We start from the raw sequence: 15,253 nt of genomic DNA, 5'->3' as shown, positions 1-15,253 counted from the left end.
CATTTCCTATAATATATCTTGTAAGAGGGTTCGTGGGGGAAAAACAGTTTTCCCCCACGCTATAAGGTCACCCCGTTCTTCCAGATCGCGATCTCGCGTTCCTCGTTTTTCTCATTGCAACTCGGCTGACCAGACGCGGTTTTCAGTATCAGATCCATCAGATCATCCGCCGTCTGGTCAAGTGTCTTTCCTTCTAAGGCCTGACCAGCATTAAAATCAATCCAGTGCGGCTTTTTATTCGCCAAAGCCGTATTAGACGCGATCTTGAGCGTCGGTGCCGGAAAGCCCAGAGGCGTGCCGCGGCCCGTAGTAAACAAGACAATCACCGCCCCTGCGGCCGTTAGCGCGGTTGAAGAGACCGCATCATTGCCGGGCGCCTCAAGCAAAGACAGGCCCGGCACCGTCGCCCGTTCGCCATAGCGCAGAACCTCATTAAGCTGGCTCAAACCGCCTTTTTGCACCGCGCCGAGGGATTTTTCTTCCAGCGTGGTAATACCACCGGCCTTATTGCCCGGTGACGGATTTTCAAACACCGGCTGTTTGTGATCAAGGAAATATTGTTTGAAGTCATTGACCACATCCACGACGCCGTGAAAGACGGCTTCATCCCTGGCGCGCGCCATCAGGATGCGCTCAGCGCCGAAGATTTCAGGGATCTCGGTCATGATCGACTTCCCCCCCGCCAGCGCTACACGGTCAGCAATCCGGCCCACCAGCGGATTGGCGGTCAGGCCAGAAAATCCGTCCGAGCCACCGCATTTGACACCGATCACCAGATCGGAAACATGGCATTCTTCGCGTTGGTCTTTTTCAACCACGGCCACCAGTTCCTCCAGCGCCTCAAGACCCGCCTCATGCTCATCCTCGACCATCTGGGCAGCGAAGTATTTCAGACGATCGGGTTCGCGCGACACTTCCTTGATCAGGGCGCTGAGTTGGTTGTTCTCACAGCCCAACCCCACAATCAGCACACCGCCCGCATTGGGATGAGACGCCAGCGCTGCCAGAAGTTTGCGCGTGTGATCAAGGTCATCACCCAGTTGCGAACAGCCCAGCGGATGGGTCAGGGCATAAACCCCGTCAACACGACCTTTGAAGCGTTCACCGGCGATCTTAGCCAGCCGCTCGGATGTGCGCGCCACGCAGCCCACGGTGCATAATATCCAGATTTCATTGCGGATACCGACCCGGCCATCGGCACGGCGATAGCCCATAAAAGTGTGGGCGTCCGGCGCATCACCCGGTTTCGGCGCGGGCCGCGGCTGATAATCATAATCCTCAACCCCGCTTAAAGCCGTCACCAGATTATGGCCATGGATGTGTTCCCCGCGTTTGATATCGACAGAGGCACGGCCGATGACAAAGCCGAACTTGCGCACCTCCTGCCCCGCCGGAATATCATAGAGCGCCAACTTATGGCCCTTGGGGATATCGGCCTCAAGCACAAGCGGCGGCTGGCCGTCGATCTCAACCACCGTCCCCGCCGGCAGTTCCTCGACCGCGATCACCACGTGGTCGCTGTCGTGGACGCGCACATAACGGATCAGGGCGTGATCCCCCTCGCCCAGTTGGCCGCATCCGGTTTTAATATCATCTGGCATAGTTTTCAAACCTTAAGGCCCTCTCTCCCGCAGGGCCGGTAACACGCTGATTTTTAGTTTGGACAGCCGCATATTTTCGCGTTATGGTAACCGGTGTCATTAATCTGTTTATGACCCGATAGCAAGCCCATCTTACACCCGAACTCCGTCCGCTAAAACATATACATGCCGATCTGGCCACCCCTCCCACGGCTTTCGTGCATCTTGTCATCATAACCGACGCACTTTACACATAACTTAAACGAACGACCGGGAGCCCATGACTTTACCCCCCCAAACTCAGCCTGTTAAATCCGCCGCAGACCCTGTCGAAGAGTTCCTGAAGCGGCGCAAAAAAGCGACCATCAATGATGTCGCGGCTCTGGCGCGGGTATCCAAAAAAACCGTCTCCCGGATCATCAATAACTCACCGTCAGTGCGTGAGGAAACCCGCGAAGCCGTCAACGCTATCATCGCCCGCATTGGCTTCCGGCCCGATCCGCAGGCGCGCGGACTGGCGTTTCGCCGGTCGTTTCTGCTGGGGCTGATCTACGACAACCCTAATGCCCAGTATATCGTCAACATGCAGATGGGTATTCTGGATAAGGTGCGCGGCTCCGGCATCGAACTGGTGGTCCACCCCTGCGATAAAACCTCAGACAGCTTCCTTGAAGAAATCCGCGACTTTGTGGAACTGCAACGCCTGTCAGGTGTGATCCTGCTGCCGCCGATCGCGGAAAACCGGCAACTGATCCAGGTGTTAGAAGAACTGGCGGTGCCGTTCGTGCGCATCACCGCCCGACATGGTGACGATAATTCCCCGCCGATCAAGACCTCTCAGGTCGTGTCGCGCGACCGCATGGGCTGCCAGCAGGCCGCCGACCATCTGGTCTCCCTCGGCCATCGCCGCATCGGCTTTATCGAAGGCCCGCACACCTATGCTTCCGCCAAGGAGCGCCGTCAGGGCTTTGCCGAAGGCCTTAAGGCCCACGGACTCGATATTGACCCTGAAATTACCGCCGAAGGGGCCTACTCCTTTGAGTCCGGTTTCGAGGCGGGTCAGAAAATCCTAAGCCATCCTGACCGGCCCACCGCTATTTTTGCCTCCAACGATGAAATGGCCATCGGCGTCTATAAGGTCGCCTTGCAAATGGGCCTGTCAGTACCCGGCGATCTCAGCATTATCGGCTTTGATGACAGTCCGCTGGCCGCGCGCGTCTATCCGGCACTGACGACCGTGCGCCTGCCGATCCGTGATATGGGCCGCATGGCGGCAGAAACTCTTATCGATCAGGAAGATCACCGCAAACACACCACGGTTTTTGATGCGGCTTTGGTAGTGCGCGATTCCACCGCCCCCGTTCCAAAAAACTTTAAACCCTAATTCCGGCCATTGCCTGAGATACCGTCGCAAATAGTCTCTGGACAAATGCGATGACACCGGTTACCTATGGAGGCAGGGAGTAGCTGAATTGACCGCCCCACGAAAAGGCGCGGCGCTTCATAATTATTGGTAACGAATACATGCCCGAAGCCTTGAAACTGAATGAAGATCGCCTCTTTTCCAGCGATCCGTCCCAACGCGCCATTGCCCGCGAACTGTACGCACTCGTCAAAGATTTCCCGATCCTCAGCCCTCACGGCCATACTGATCCGCAGTGGTTTGCAGATAACGAGTCTTTCGGCAATGCTACCCAGCTATTTCTGGCACCTGATCATTATATCTATCGCATGCTCTATTCGCAGGGCATTGCTATGGACGATGTCGGCGTCGGCTCCAAGGCCGGCCCCAGCCCTGCCGATGCGCGTGAAGCCTGGAAAATTTTTGCCAAAAACCAGCACCTGTTTCGTGGTACGCCAACCTCGATGTGGATGGGCTATGTGTTCGACCAGATCATGGGCTTTGAGGTCAAGCTGAGCGAAGAGACGGCGGATTTCTATTTCGACCGTATCGGTGAGTTACTGGCGTCCGACGCTTACCTTCCGCGCGCCCTGTTTGAGCGCTTCAACATCGAACTGCTGGCGACAACGGAATCACCGACCGATACACTGGAGCATCACCAGAAAATCAAGGACACCGGCTGGAACGGCCGCGTCGTCACCGCCTATCGCCCCGACCCGGTGATCGATGCTGAGCATGAAGACTTCAAGGCCAAGCTGAAAATTTTTGGTGAGCTGTCCGGTGAGGATGTCTATAGCTGGAAAGGCTATCTGCGCGCCCACCGCAACCGCCGCGACTTTTTCATGACTATGGGTGCGACCTCGACCGACCACGGTCACCCGACAGCAAAGACCGCCAATCTGTCGCCTGTTGACGCAGAGGCCCTGTTTAACCGCATCATTCGTGGCGGGTTCAGCCTTGATGATGCCGAGTTGTTCCGGGCTCAGATGCTGACCGAAATGGCGCGCATGTCGCTGGATGACGGCCTGACCATGCAGATTCACCCCGGCGCCTTCCGCAACCATAACCTCAAAGTGTTTGAGACCTATGGCCGCGATAAGGGCTGCGATATCCCGCTGCCGACCAACTATGTCAACGATCTGAAACCCTTGCTGGACGCGTTTGGCAATGAAAAAGACCTGACGGTCATTCTGTTTACGCTTGATGAAACCAGTTATTCGCGCGAACTGGCGCCTCTGGCCGGTCACTATCCGATCCTTAAGCTCGGCCCCTCCTGGTGGTTCCACGACTCGCCCGAAGGCATGACCCGCTTCCGCGAGCAGGTGACGGAGACCGCGGGCTTCTACAACACCGTCGGCTTCAATGATGACACCCGCGCCTTCCTGTCGATCCCGGCCCGTCACGATGTCGCCCGCCGTATCGATGCCAATTTCCTGGCGCGACTGGTGGCCGAGCACCGGCTGGAACTTGATGAGGCGGCGCAGACGATTAAAGATCTCACATATAATCTTCCCAAAGCGGCCTATAAGCTTTAAGGGTGGATCAAACGTGATTTAAGATGCTTCGATTTGATTGATCGAAGCATCTGTTCCCCGCTTTGAGGGCTTGCCATGTGCGATAAACATTCGATCTATTCCAAGACCTTGTACGCCACTCACCCTGACATGATGACCAATGTCGGCAATCAGGATTTGCGCGATAAGTACCACATGGGCGGCCTGTTCAAAGCCGATGAGATCGTCCTGAATTACACGCATTTTGAACGCTTCGTCATTGGTGGCGCGGCCCCGGTGAATGAGGTTGTCAAACTGCCGGATCAGACCGAACCGGCGTCGGCCGCCGGTCATCCGTTTCTGGAGCGGCGCGAACTGGGCATCATCAATGTCGGCTCCGGCGCTGGGGTCGTCACTATCGACGGCGTTGACTATACGCTGGCCCAAAAGGACGGTCTTTATGTGCCGATGGGCACGGCTGAGGTTCTGTTTAAATCGGATAATGCGGCAAACCCGGCTAAATATTATCTGACCTCGACGCCTGCCCATCAGCGCTATGAGACCGTCAAGATTTCGATCGATAAGGCGGTTCCGCTGGAGCGCGGTTCGCTGGAGCAATCGAACCAGCGCGTCATCTATCAGTATATCGTGCCCACCACCGCCAAGTCGTGCCAGCTTCTGCTCGGCCTGACCGAACTGGCCCCCGGTTCGGTGTGGAATACCATGCCGCCGCACCTGCATGACCGCCGCTCAGAGGTTTATTTCTACTATAACCTTGGCGACAATGACCGCGTCTTCCACTTCATGGGTGAGCCGGATAACTGCCGTCACATCATCATGCAAAATGACGAAGCCGTCGTGTCACCACCGTGGTCGATCCACATGGGCGCGGGCACGTCGAACTACACCTTCATCTGGGCGATGGGCGGGGAAAATCTCGACTACACCGACATGAACGTACTCGATATCTGTCAACTTAAATAACATCGAGGAGAAGTCCCTCGGCCTTACGGCCTCAGTGTACTTATCCTCGCAATCAGTGAGGACAAAAATTTCATCGGGGCGGCCCTTCAGAAATTTTTGACATAATTCATTAAGTGAGCGGGATCGATATAACTCGCTTTTAACATCAGGGCCGAAAGCAAAAAGGACTCTATCATGACACATCCATTCGATCTGACCGGCAAGGTTGCTCTGGTCACCGGTGCCAATACGGGCCTGGGCCAAGGCATCGCCATTGCACTGGCTGAAGCCGGTGCCGACATCGCCGCCGCCGGCATCGTGCCCGCCGATGAAACCGGTGAAAAGATCAAGGCACTAGGCCGTAAATTCATCAATATCGACGCCAACCTGATCTCAATTGAGCCCGTTGACCGCATCATCAAGGAAACCCTCGAAGGCCTCGGCGGTCTCGATATCCTCGTCAACAATGCCGGCCTGATCCGCCGCGCTGACGCGGTTGATTTCTCGGAAAAAGACTGGGACGACGTCATGAACGTCAACATCAAGTCGGCCTTCTTCATGTCGCAGGCCGCGGGCAAGCACTTCATCGCCAACGGCTACGGCAAGATCATCAACATCGCTTCGATGCTGTCGTTCCAGGGCGGCATCCGCGTCCCGTCCTATACGGCGTCAAAGTCGGGCATTGCCGGCATCACCCGCTTGCTGGCCAACGAATGGGCCGCCAAGGGCGTCAATATCAACGCCATCGCACCGGGTTATATGTCAACTGACAACACGGCTCAGATCCGCGCCGACGAAGCCCGCAACAAGTCGATCCTCGACCGTATTCCGGCCGCCCGCTGGGGTGATCCGGCCGACCTCGGCGGCACCGCTGTGTTCCTGGCCTCACGCGCCTCGGATTACGTCAACGGCTCGGTCATCCCGGTAGACGGAGGTTGGTTGGCCCGCTAACCCAGCCTGAATTTAGCTCAAAAGAAAACCCCTTCCGTTTACACGGAAGGGGTTTTTTGTGCGCTAAGGCGATAATCGCTTAACCGACAAGACCTTTGATGTAAGCCTTGATCTCTTCGTCCTGCGCATTGGCAAAGAAGTATTCCGAGAACTTCTCACCGGCGACCGCGGCCTTCAGCAGATCCTGATCAACGGTCTTGAGGACGGTCAGCATGTCCTTACACGACGCGGCCTTGAGGTCTTTCAGGATGCCACGGTTCTTGGCCATGATTTCGGCGCGCTCTTTCGGGTAGCCCAGACCGCGCTCACCGTCGAACAGCTTACGGTACACGTCCTGCAGGTTCAGTTCGGCCGCCCAGCCAAAGCCCTTGGCGTAAGGCATGGAAATGGCGTTGCCGTCATTGATCTGGCCAAACAGGAAGGCGTCGGTCGGGTCGATCACCAGACCGCAGAAAACGCCCGGCATCGAGTTACAGGCCAGCATGGCGCCCATGCCGGTGCCGCAACCGGTGACGACGAAATCAGCCGCCTTTGAGTTCAGCAGGATACCCGCCAGCAGGCCGTTCATGACGTAGGTCAGTGAGGCCTTATCTTCGGCGCCGTACATGCCATAGTTAAAAACCGTGTGACCAAGCGGTTCGGCAACCGTCTTAAGCGCGTCGAAAATGATGCCGTTCTTGGCGGCCTGGCTGTTCTCGTTGATCAAAGCAATCTTCATGGCATATCCTTTTTCATAGTTGTGATGAGTTGCAGCCTCAAATAGCCGCCGAAGGCCGTCTCAGCAAGCCCGCATAAGCCCAAATGTCAGCTTAATTCATAATCGGCGTTGAAAATGACACCGGTTTCCTATACTAAGGTTCTCAACAGCAAAAATAACAAAATGTACAGCGGGGAAATGTGACTTCAAGCAGCGTAAGGCTTAGCGCCGTCACCAAATCGTTTAACGGCACCGATGTCATCAAGGGCGTAAGCCTTGATGTCAAAAAGGGCGAACTGGTCGTCTTTGTCGGGCCATCAGGGTGCGGCAAATCCACATTGCTGCGCCTGATCGCAGGGTTAGAGACGCCAACTTCGGGTGAAATTGTTATCGCCGATAAGGACGTGACCTATGCTCATCCGTCCAAGCGCGGCGTGGCGATGGTGTTCCAGTCCTACGCCCTTTATCCGCACATGACGGTCGAAGACAACATTGCCTTTGCCCTCAAAATTCAGGGCCGCCCCAAGGCCGAAATCCGCGCCAAGGTTCATGAGGTTGCTGAGATTCTGCAACTGGACCATCTGCTGCAACGCCGCCCCAAGGCGCTATCCGGCGGGCAAAGACAACGCGTCGCCATCGGTCGCGCCATTGTGCGTGAACCGGATGTGTTTTTGTTCGATGAACCGCTGTCCAATCTCGATGCCTCTTTGCGCGGTCAGATGCGCGTTGAGATCGCCCGTCTGCACCGCAAGCTGGGTGCGACCTCGGTCTATGTGACCCACGATCAGGTTGAGGCCATGACCTTGGCCGACAAGATTGTTGTGCTGCGCGCCGGTCTGGTTGAGCAGGTCGGATCACCGATGACGCTGTATCGCCATCCGGCCAATTTGTTTGTGGCCGGATTTATCGGCTCGCCGCGGATGAATATCCTGCCAGCAACCTACGCCGGGGCGACCTCCGACAGTGTGCGTATCCAGACGGCACAAGGCTCGCTGATCATTCCGCGCAAGGATGTCTCGAAACCCACATCCGATAAAATCCAATTGGGCCTGCGCCCGGAATCTTTGAGCCTCGCCGCCCCAGGCGCAGAGGCGCACCTGACCGGCTATGTCACCCTGATTGAGCGTTTGGGCGGTGAGACCTTCGCCTATGTCGCCCTGAAAGAATTTGAGTGCGAGCCGATCATCATCAAGCTGGACGGCGAAACGGCCGTTCATAACCATCAGGAAGTGGCACTGACCATCGACCTTAAGCGCGCTCATATCTTTGACGCGGATGGTCTGGCGCTTGGACATGCGCTCGATTTCAACCCCGACGTGGTGTGAGGCCGCCATGTTCAATGACAAGAAAATCGGTGCCCTCTATGTCGCTCCGTTCGTCATCGGCTTTTTGCTGTTTACAGCCTTTCCGTTTGTGGCCTCATTCGTCCTCAGCCTGACCGACGCGCAATTGCAGGATCAGTTGGGTAGCGCCAATTTTACCGGCCTTCAGAACTATACCGAAATGGGCCGCGACGCGACGTTTCAGAAATCGCTCGGTGTCACGTTTTTCTACGTGTTCATCACCGTGCCGCTGAAGCTGGCTTTTGCGCTGTTTATTGCGGTGGTGCTGAACTTCAAACTGCGCGCCATCGGCTTTTTCCGCACGGCCTATTACCTGCCGTCGATCCTTGGCGGTTCGGTCGCCATCGCCATTGTCTGGCGCTTTGTGTTCGCGGGCGACGGCCTGATTAATCAAGCCTTGGAGATGATCGGCATTACCGGCGTCAACTGGCTGGGGGAACCCAACACCGCCATGTTCTCGATCATCCTTTTGCGCCTGTGGCAGTTCGGCTCAGCGATGGTGGTGTTTCTGGCGGGCCTCAAGGCCATCCCCGAAGACCTTTATGAAGCCGCAGACCTCGACGGCGCCTCACGGATGCGTCAGTTCTGGATGATCACCCTACCGCTTTTGACCCCGGTGCTGTTCTTCAACTTCATCATGCAGATCGTGCAGGCGTTTCAGGAGTTTAACGGCCCCTACATTATTACCGGCGGCGGCCCGCTCAAATCCAGCTATCTGCTGCCGCTGATGATCTATGAGGAAGGGTTCAAATACTTCAATCTCGGCTATTCCTCGGCCCTGTCGTGGGTGCTGTTCGTCATCATCGCCATCTTCACCGCCATTGCCTTCTGGTCGCAGAAGCACTGGGTCTTCTATGCCCAAGAGAGTGATAAGAATCGGGGAGACAAGAAATGAGCGTGTCCGCACCCGCTGACGCCGGATGGCGTAAACACCTGCCAGTCATCAATGCCTTCCTGCGTTATGGCATTCTGATCGCTATCGGTTTTATGATGCTTTATCCGTTGTTCTGGATGATCGGCGGATCGTTCAAGAACAATCAGGAAATTTTTTCCTCAATCGGTTTTATCCCGAAAGAGCCGACGCTGAATGGCTTTAAAAAGGGTTGGGAGACCTCGACCGAATATACCTTTGCGACCTATCTGATCAACACCATGAAGATCGTGGTGCCCAAGGTGATCGTAACGGTCATCTCTTCGGTCATCGTCGCCTATGGGTTTGCCCGTTTTGCCATTCCGGGTCGCAATCTGTTGTTTGCGCTGCTTATGGCGACCGTGCTTTTGCCAAAATCGGTGCTGCTGATCCCGCAATATCTGATGTTCCGTGAATTTGGCTGGCTTGATACCTATCTGCCGCTGATCGCCCCGCAGGCCTTTGCGGTTGAAGGCTTCTTCGTCTTCATGATCATCCAGTTCATGCGCTCCCTGCCTATGGAAATGGAAGAGGCCGCCGTCATGGATGGCTGTAACAGTTTTCAGGTGCTGACGCTGGTGGTCGCACCGGTGATCCTGCCCGCCATTATCTCAGTCGCCCTGTTCCAGTTCATGTGGTCGATGAATGATTTTCTCCAGCCCCTGATCTATCTGTCGTCAGTCGAGAAATATCCGGTGGCGCTGGCGCTCAAAATGTCGATCGACGTGACCGAAGCGACCTCATGGAACGAGATTCTGGCCATGTCGACCATTGCCCTGGCACCGTCCCTAATCCTGTTCTTCCTCGCCCAGAAATACTTTGTTGAGGGCATCACCTCCGGCGCGGTGAAGGGGTAAGCTATGTCGCATACAACTCTTGACGCCCTAAGGCTCCACCGCCGCAAGGTGTTACTGGGGGCCGCCGCACTCACCGGCCTGTCAGCCTGCTCACAGAGCACAACGTCATCGTCAGACGGCGGGGCTATCACCCTGCGGATGAGTTGGTGGGGCGGCACATCGGCGCACAAAGCCACGCTCAATGCCCTGCAACGGTTTGAAAAACGCCACCCTCACATTCGGGTGCGCGGCGAATATACCGGCTTTACCGGCCATCTGGAGCGCCTGACGACCCAGATCGCCGGCGAGACCGCCCCGGATGTCATGCAGATCAACTGGTACTGGCAGACCCTGTTTTCGCGCGATGGCGAAGGTTTCACAGACCTCAATCAGTATAAGAACGAGATCGATTTCAGCCAGTTTGATGCCCGCACCCTGTCGATGGGGACAACGAAGGGCAAGCTCAATGCGGTGGCCATTTCCAATGCTGCCCGCCTGATGTACCTCAACAAAACCACCTATGATAAGGCGGGCTTAAGCCTGCCCGATACCTGGGACGCGCTCTTCGCGCGCGGGCCGCAGTTCAAGGCAAAGCTCGGCGATGCCTATTATCCGCTCGATGGCCTGTTTCAGGACTTTATTGCTCTGGCGCGGTCATACATTGTGCAAAAGACGGGTAAGGCGCTGGTCAATTCTGAGACCAAATCACTTAACTGCACCCGCGCCGATATGCACGAATATGCCGGGTTTTATGCGAAGATGATCCGCGATCATGTCTGGCCCAGCGCGCAGGTGCGGGCCTCTTACGGCTATCTGCCGCAGCAGGAAATGCGACCGTGGATCAACGGCGAATTTGCCGGCACCTATCAATGGAACAGTGCCATTGAGAAATACACCGACACTCTGGCCGGAAAGCAGGAAGTGGCGCTGGCGCCCTATCCCATGCGGCCAGGGGCGACCGATGCCGGGTTACTGTACCGGCCGTCGATGATGTTCGCTGTCAACGCCAAATCCCAGCACCCGAGGGAATCGGCCATGCTGATCAACTTCCTGCTCAACGACCCGGAAGGGGTGCGGGCGATGGAAACCAAGCGCGGCGTGCCGGTCTCCAAAGCCGCGCAAGCTATCCTGCGTGAGGATGGTCTGATCGGCAAGCTTCAGCAAGACAGCGAAGACATGCTGGCCCGTCTGCCCATAAATGTGCTGGAAAGCCCCTATTTCGAGCATCCGCGCGTCCGTGACGGTTTTCAGGATATTCTGGAATCGTTTGGATACGGCAAGATCACACTCGAACAGGCGGGCGATGCGCTTTACGATGACATCAACGCCATACTGCACCGGGTCATCCGCTAACCATGCCACGAGATGAGATACCGCGCCTGAACCTGATTGCTGATTTGCCGACGTCGCTTAGCTTTGAAATCAGCGATGGCAGCATCTACCGGGCGGACGCGGCGCGTAAGGTCTACGTCGATGGCGTGCTTAAACTCACCACCGATCTGAATGTGTTTACACTGACGGGCCTCACGCCGGATACGCTCTATAAGGTGACGGTGAACGGCGAAGAACTGGTCGCCCGAACCGTCCGGTGCAAGGCCGTGCTTGATCCACGCGCCTTTGGGGCCAGAGGCGATGGTATCGCTGACGACACCGCCGCCTTGCAGGCTGCCATTTCCGCCTGCCCCAGTGATGGCCGGGTGCGGCTGTCAGATGGTAATTATGTCAGCGGACCGCTGTTTCTGAAAAGTGATATGGCGCTTGAGATCGCTAAAGACGCCCGCCTGTTGGGGCGGCGCGACCTCACGGGATGGCCGATCCTGCCCGGCATACTCTATGACGACGAAGGGCGGGAAAAGGTCTGGCTGGGGTCATGGGAAGGTGAGGCGCTCAATTGTCATGCCGCTTTGATCAATATCATCGCCGCCCGCAATGTCATGGTCTATGGCGAGGGTGAAATCGATGGCCGCGCCGGTTTCGACACCTGGTGGTCGCGCCCCAAGGTGCCGTTTGGCGACGGTGATCACACCGCCTGGCGGCCGCGGCTGATCTCGATCATCGACAGTGAGAAAATCACCTGTGAGGGCCTCACGGTCGCCAACAGTCCGTCATGGACGATCCACCCCCTGAACAGTCGCTGGCTGACCTTCACCAACCTTAAGATCAAGGCCCCGTCCGACAGTCCCAATACCGATGGCCTCAACCCCGAAAGCTGCACCGACGTTAAAATATGCGGCGTGCATTTCACGGTTGGGGACGACTGCATCGCGCTGAAATCCGGCAAGATCAGCATGACCCGCAAAGCGCTTCGCCCGACGCGGCGGGTGACGATTTCCAACTGCTGGATGCAGGATGGTCACGGCGCGGTCGTGGTTGGATCTGAAATGGCCTCAGGCATTTATGATGTCACGGTGCGCGATTGCCTGTTTACCGGTACGGATCGCGGCCTGCGGATCAAAACCCGGCGCGGGCGCGGTAAGGATGCCGTGGCAGCCCATATCCGCTTTGACAATATCCGCATGAAAAATGTCGGCACAGCCTTTGTGATCAACAGCTTTTACTGGTGCGATCCGGACGGCAAGACCGATTATGTCGGTAACCGCAGTCCATTGCCTGTTGATGACCGCACGCCCTTTATCGGTGAGATCACTCTGACGCACATCCATTGCGACCAGACCCGCCACGCGGCCGCCTATCTGCTCGGCCTACCGGAACAGCCGATCGACGGCATCCATATCGACGATTTCAGGGTTAGTTTTGCCGAGACCGCTGATGCCGGCTTCCCCGACATGGCCGCCTCGATTCCCGCCGTCGCCCGCAAAGGGCTCTACATCTGCAATGCCCGCAATGTCCGCCTCAGTAACCTGTCCCTCAAAGGCTATCTGGGGCAGGACATCGAACTGGAAAACGTCCTATGATGAATCTATCCCACAACATCCCCGTTGATGTCATTGACGCACCTATGCGTCGGGCCTTCACGATCAGCAACGCCACTATCCGCACCCTGTCGGCATTCGGCGCACAGGTGCCCGTGTTTATCGGCAACTACTTCAAAAGCTGGGAACCGTACCGTCCGTTCTGGAACTATGAAGACGGCATCGTCTGGAAAGGCGCGCTCGACCTTTATCAGACGACCGGTGATGAAGCCTTTCTGGACTATATCCTGAAGGAGATGGAAACCCGTGTCTTGCCTGATGGTTCCATGCCGACCTTCTTGCCGACCGAGTATAATATCGACCACATTAATGGCGGCAAGATTCTGTTTCCGCTCTATGAAATCACCGGTGAGGATCGTTTCCGTAAGGCGATGGATATCCAGTTCGCCCAGTTGAAAAACCATCCACGCACCCAGTCCGGCAACTACTGGCATAAGCAGATTTACCCGCATCAAGTATGGCTCGACGGCCTGTTCATGGCCCAGCCGTTTCAGGTCGCCTATGCCCGTATCACCGGCAATGAAGCTTTGTTTGCCGACAGCGTGCAGCAGTTTTCCAGTGTCGATCGCCTGCTGAAAAAAGATAACGGCCTTTATTTCCACGGCTGGGACGAAAGCCGCGCGGAGCGCTGGTCGAATCCGGAGACGGGTCTGTCGCCCAATGTCTGGGGACGATCTATGGGCTGGTGGATCGGGGCTCTGGTTGAATCCTATGAACATTCAAACGGCTTTGATGACGCTTTACGCGCCGAATTGGCCCGCATTACCCGCAACACCCTAAACGGTCTGCTGAAGTTTCGCTCTGATAATGGCCTGTGGTATCAGGTGGTAGATCAGGGTGATCGTGCGGGCAATTACGAAGAAGCCTCGGCCTCCCTGATGATCGCTTATGGTTTGATGAAGGCGGCACGGCTGGGTATTGTGGGCGAAACTGAACAAAAAGCCGGACGCGACAGCCTTCAGGCCGCCATTGACCGCTTCCTAACGCCGTCAACGCTGAATGGCATTTGCGGCGTGGCGGGACTTGGCAATGTGCCCTATCGCGACGGTACGTTTGAGTATTATATGTCTGAAAAAATCACCCCTAATGACCCCAAGGGTGTCGGGGCGCTGATGTGGAGCCTGAGTGAAGGCCTGAATGAAGGAAAAGTCTGATGCCGTTAAAAGATATTGCCAAAAACTTCGTAAGTGCGCGCCGTGCCGCCACGGCGCTCAACGACTATCCCGGCACGATCCCTTCGGTTCTGGATGAATCCTACTTCATTCAGGATCAGGCCATTGCCCTGTGGGACAAGCCGGTTATTGGCTGGAAAATCGGCCGTCTGGCGCCGGAAAAACAGGCCGAACACGGCACCGAGCGTCTGGCCGGCCCGATCTTTCAACCGATGTTCAAGCTCTATAGTGGCGAACCCGTTCATGTGCCGGTGTTTGAGCATGGCTTTGCCGCCGTTGAAGCCGAATACATCTTCCGTATCGGTAAGGACGCGCCGGTGGCCAAGACCGATTACACTGAGGCGGAAGCGCTCAATTTAATCGACGCCATGTTCGCAGGCATTGAGATGGCCGGATCGCCCTTACCGACCATAAACAAGTTGGGCCCTACCGTCGTGGCCTCGGACTTCGGCAATAATTTCGGCCTGATTTTGGGACCGCAACTGATGGCCTTTGACGAGACGTCTACGGTCGGCGATCTGGATGAAAATGCCGTGAAGGCGTTTCGCGCCACCACTGAGATTGACGGACACGTGGTGGGTCAGGGCGGCCTGTTCACCATGCCGGGCGGCCCGCTCAAAGCCATCGGCTGGCTGGCCGGGCATCTGGCCCGTCGTGGAAAACCATTGCGCAAAGGTCAGCTCATCTCATCGGGGGCGACCACTGGTATTCATGATATCCTGATCGGACAATCTTCGACGGTCAAGTTCGACAGCCCAAATCTGTCTCAGATTGAGTTAAAATTGCAAACCTACCGCCTTGAATCTGGCAACTCAGAGCTGACTTGATTTACCCATAAAAGCGAAACCTATGCCAAAAGCGGCTGAAAATGCCGCTTTTGCGGCATCTGGACACCCAAAAATATGGCAGAATTGCCACTTTTGACAACAACGTCATTTCCATACTTGTTTTATTAAATCATCTATGCGTACCA

The 15,253-nt window shown here is 56.2% G+C and carries 13 protein-coding genes; 11 read left to right on the top strand and 2 right to left on the bottom strand.

The window, feature by feature from the left end:
• Positions 1 to 59: 59 nt before the first annotated feature.
• Positions 60 to 1,601 (bottom strand): UxaA family hydrolase, encoded by a 1,542-nt coding sequence (locus PQU98_RS12800; protein ID WP_272745328.1) that lies wholly within the window; start codon positions 1,599 to 1,601, stop codon positions 60 to 62.
• 259 nt (positions 1,602 to 1,860) lie between these two features.
• On the opposite strand from PQU98_RS12800, the gene PQU98_RS12795 reads away from it, so the two are divergent.
• From PQU98_RS12795 to kduD, 4 genes are all read left to right on the top strand, one after another.
• A complete protein-coding gene (locus PQU98_RS12795; protein ID WP_272745327.1) occupies positions 1,861 to 2,964 on the top strand; it encodes a LacI family DNA-binding transcriptional regulator in 1,104 nt (367 codons plus the stop codon).
• 140 nt (positions 2,965 to 3,104) lie between these two features.
• Complete coding sequence (uxaC, locus tag PQU98_RS12790; protein ID WP_272745326.1) at positions 3,105 to 4,517, top strand: glucuronate isomerase; 1,413 nt, start codon at positions 3,105 to 3,107, stop codon at positions 4,515 to 4,517.
• Between the two features lie 75 nt (positions 4,518 to 4,592).
• Complete coding sequence (gene kduI, locus PQU98_RS12785; RefSeq protein WP_272745325.1) at positions 4,593 to 5,459, top strand: 5-dehydro-4-deoxy-D-glucuronate isomerase; 867 nt, start codon at positions 4,593 to 4,595, stop codon at positions 5,457 to 5,459.
• Between the two features lie 174 nt (positions 5,460 to 5,633).
• Positions 5,634 to 6,389, top strand: coding sequence for a 2-dehydro-3-deoxy-D-gluconate 5-dehydrogenase KduD (gene kduD / locus PQU98_RS12780; protein WP_272745324.1), 756 nt, complete (start codon positions 5,634 to 5,636; stop codon positions 6,387 to 6,389).
• Positions 6,390 to 6,468: 79 nt separating this feature from the next.
• On the opposite strand, the gene PQU98_RS12775 is transcribed toward kduD, so the two are convergent.
• Positions 6,469 to 7,107: an RpiB/LacA/LacB family sugar-phosphate isomerase gene (locus PQU98_RS12775; protein ID WP_226744050.1), complete on the bottom strand. Its 639-nt coding sequence runs from the start codon at positions 7,105 to 7,107 to the stop codon at positions 6,469 to 6,471.
• A gap of 179 nt (positions 7,108 to 7,286) precedes the next feature.
• Between PQU98_RS12775 and PQU98_RS12770 the strand changes: the two genes are divergently transcribed.
• Genes PQU98_RS12770 through PQU98_RS12740 form a run of 7 tightly spaced genes read left to right on the top strand, consistent with a single transcriptional unit; the run spans position 7,287 to position 15,107 of the window.
• Positions 7,287 to 8,411, top strand: coding sequence for an ABC transporter ATP-binding protein (locus tag PQU98_RS12770; protein ID WP_272745323.1), 1,125 nt, complete (start codon positions 7,287 to 7,289; stop codon positions 8,409 to 8,411).
• Positions 8,380 to 9,324, top strand: a complete 945-nt coding sequence (locus PQU98_RS12765; RefSeq protein ID WP_272745322.1) for a carbohydrate ABC transporter permease — start codon at positions 8,380 to 8,382, stop codon at positions 9,322 to 9,324. The genes PQU98_RS12770 and PQU98_RS12765 overlap by 32 nt, the downstream gene beginning before the upstream one ends.
• Positions 9,321 to 10,196, top strand: coding sequence for a carbohydrate ABC transporter permease (locus tag PQU98_RS12760; RefSeq protein ID WP_272745321.1), 876 nt, complete (start codon positions 9,321 to 9,323; stop codon positions 10,194 to 10,196). The genes PQU98_RS12765 and PQU98_RS12760 overlap by 4 nt, the downstream gene beginning before the upstream one ends.
• A 3-nt stretch (positions 10,197 to 10,199) precedes the next feature.
• Positions 10,200 to 11,528: an ABC transporter substrate-binding protein gene (locus PQU98_RS12755; RefSeq protein ID WP_272745320.1), complete on the top strand. Its 1,329-nt coding sequence runs from the start codon at positions 10,200 to 10,202 to the stop codon at positions 11,526 to 11,528.
• 2 nt (positions 11,529 to 11,530) lie between these two features.
• A complete protein-coding gene (locus tag PQU98_RS12750; RefSeq protein WP_272745319.1) occupies positions 11,531 to 13,090 on the top strand; it encodes a glycoside hydrolase family 28 protein in 1,560 nt (519 codons plus the stop codon).
• Complete coding sequence (locus PQU98_RS12745) at positions 13,087 to 14,262, top strand: glycoside hydrolase family 88/105 protein (RefSeq protein WP_272745318.1); 1,176 nt, start codon at positions 13,087 to 13,089, stop codon at positions 14,260 to 14,262. Before PQU98_RS12750 ends, PQU98_RS12745 begins: the two co-directional genes overlap by 4 nt.
• Positions 14,262 to 15,107 (top strand): 2-keto-4-pentenoate hydratase, encoded by an 846-nt coding sequence (locus tag PQU98_RS12740; RefSeq protein WP_272745317.1) that lies wholly within the window; start codon positions 14,262 to 14,264, stop codon positions 15,105 to 15,107. Before PQU98_RS12745 ends, PQU98_RS12740 begins: the two co-directional genes overlap by 1 nt.
• The last annotated feature ends 146 nt before the right edge of the window (positions 15,108 to 15,253 follow it).

The organism is Asticcacaulis machinosus, from assembly GCF_028550435.1.
In the GTDB taxonomy this organism is placed as follows: domain Bacteria; phylum Pseudomonadota; class Alphaproteobacteria; order Caulobacterales; family Caulobacteraceae; genus Asticcacaulis; species Asticcacaulis machinosus.
This window is presented reverse-complemented; position numbering and strand designations above follow the sequence as displayed.

Bases quoted from the DNA above. Each gene is read 5' to 3' on its own strand.
- PQU98_RS12800 (WP_272745328.1), bottom strand. From the start codon at position 1,601: ATGCCAGATGATATTAAAACCGGATGCGGCCAACTGGGCGAGGGGGAT.
- PQU98_RS12795 (WP_272745327.1), top strand. From the start codon at position 1,861: ATGACTTTACCCCCCCAAACTCAGCCTGTTAAATCCGCCGCAGACCCT.
- uxaC (WP_272745326.1), top strand. From the start codon at position 3,105: ATGCCCGAAGCCTTGAAACTGAATGAAGATCGCCTCTTTTCCAGCGAT.
- kduI (WP_272745325.1), top strand. From the start codon at position 4,593: ATGTGCGATAAACATTCGATCTATTCCAAGACCTTGTACGCCACTCAC.
- kduD (WP_272745324.1), top strand. From the start codon at position 5,634: ATGACACATCCATTCGATCTGACCGGCAAGGTTGCTCTGGTCACCGGT.
- PQU98_RS12775 (WP_226744050.1), bottom strand. From the start codon at position 7,107: ATGAAGATTGCTTTGATCAACGAGAACAGCCAGGCCGCCAAGAACGGC.
- PQU98_RS12765 (WP_272745322.1), top strand. From the start codon at position 8,380: ATGCGCTCGATTTCAACCCCGACGTGGTGTGAGGCCGCCATGTTCAAT.
- PQU98_RS12760 (WP_272745321.1), top strand. From the start codon at position 9,321: ATGAGCGTGTCCGCACCCGCTGACGCCGGATGGCGTAAACACCTGCCA.
- PQU98_RS12755 (WP_272745320.1), top strand. From the start codon at position 10,200: ATGTCGCATACAACTCTTGACGCCCTAAGGCTCCACCGCCGCAAGGTG.
- PQU98_RS12750 (WP_272745319.1), top strand. From the start codon at position 11,531: ATGCCACGAGATGAGATACCGCGCCTGAACCTGATTGCTGATTTGCCG.
- PQU98_RS12745 (WP_272745318.1), top strand. From the start codon at position 13,087: ATGATGAATCTATCCCACAACATCCCCGTTGATGTCATTGACGCACCT.
- PQU98_RS12740 (WP_272745317.1), top strand. From the start codon at position 14,262: ATGCCGTTAAAAGATATTGCCAAAAACTTCGTAAGTGCGCGCCGTGCC.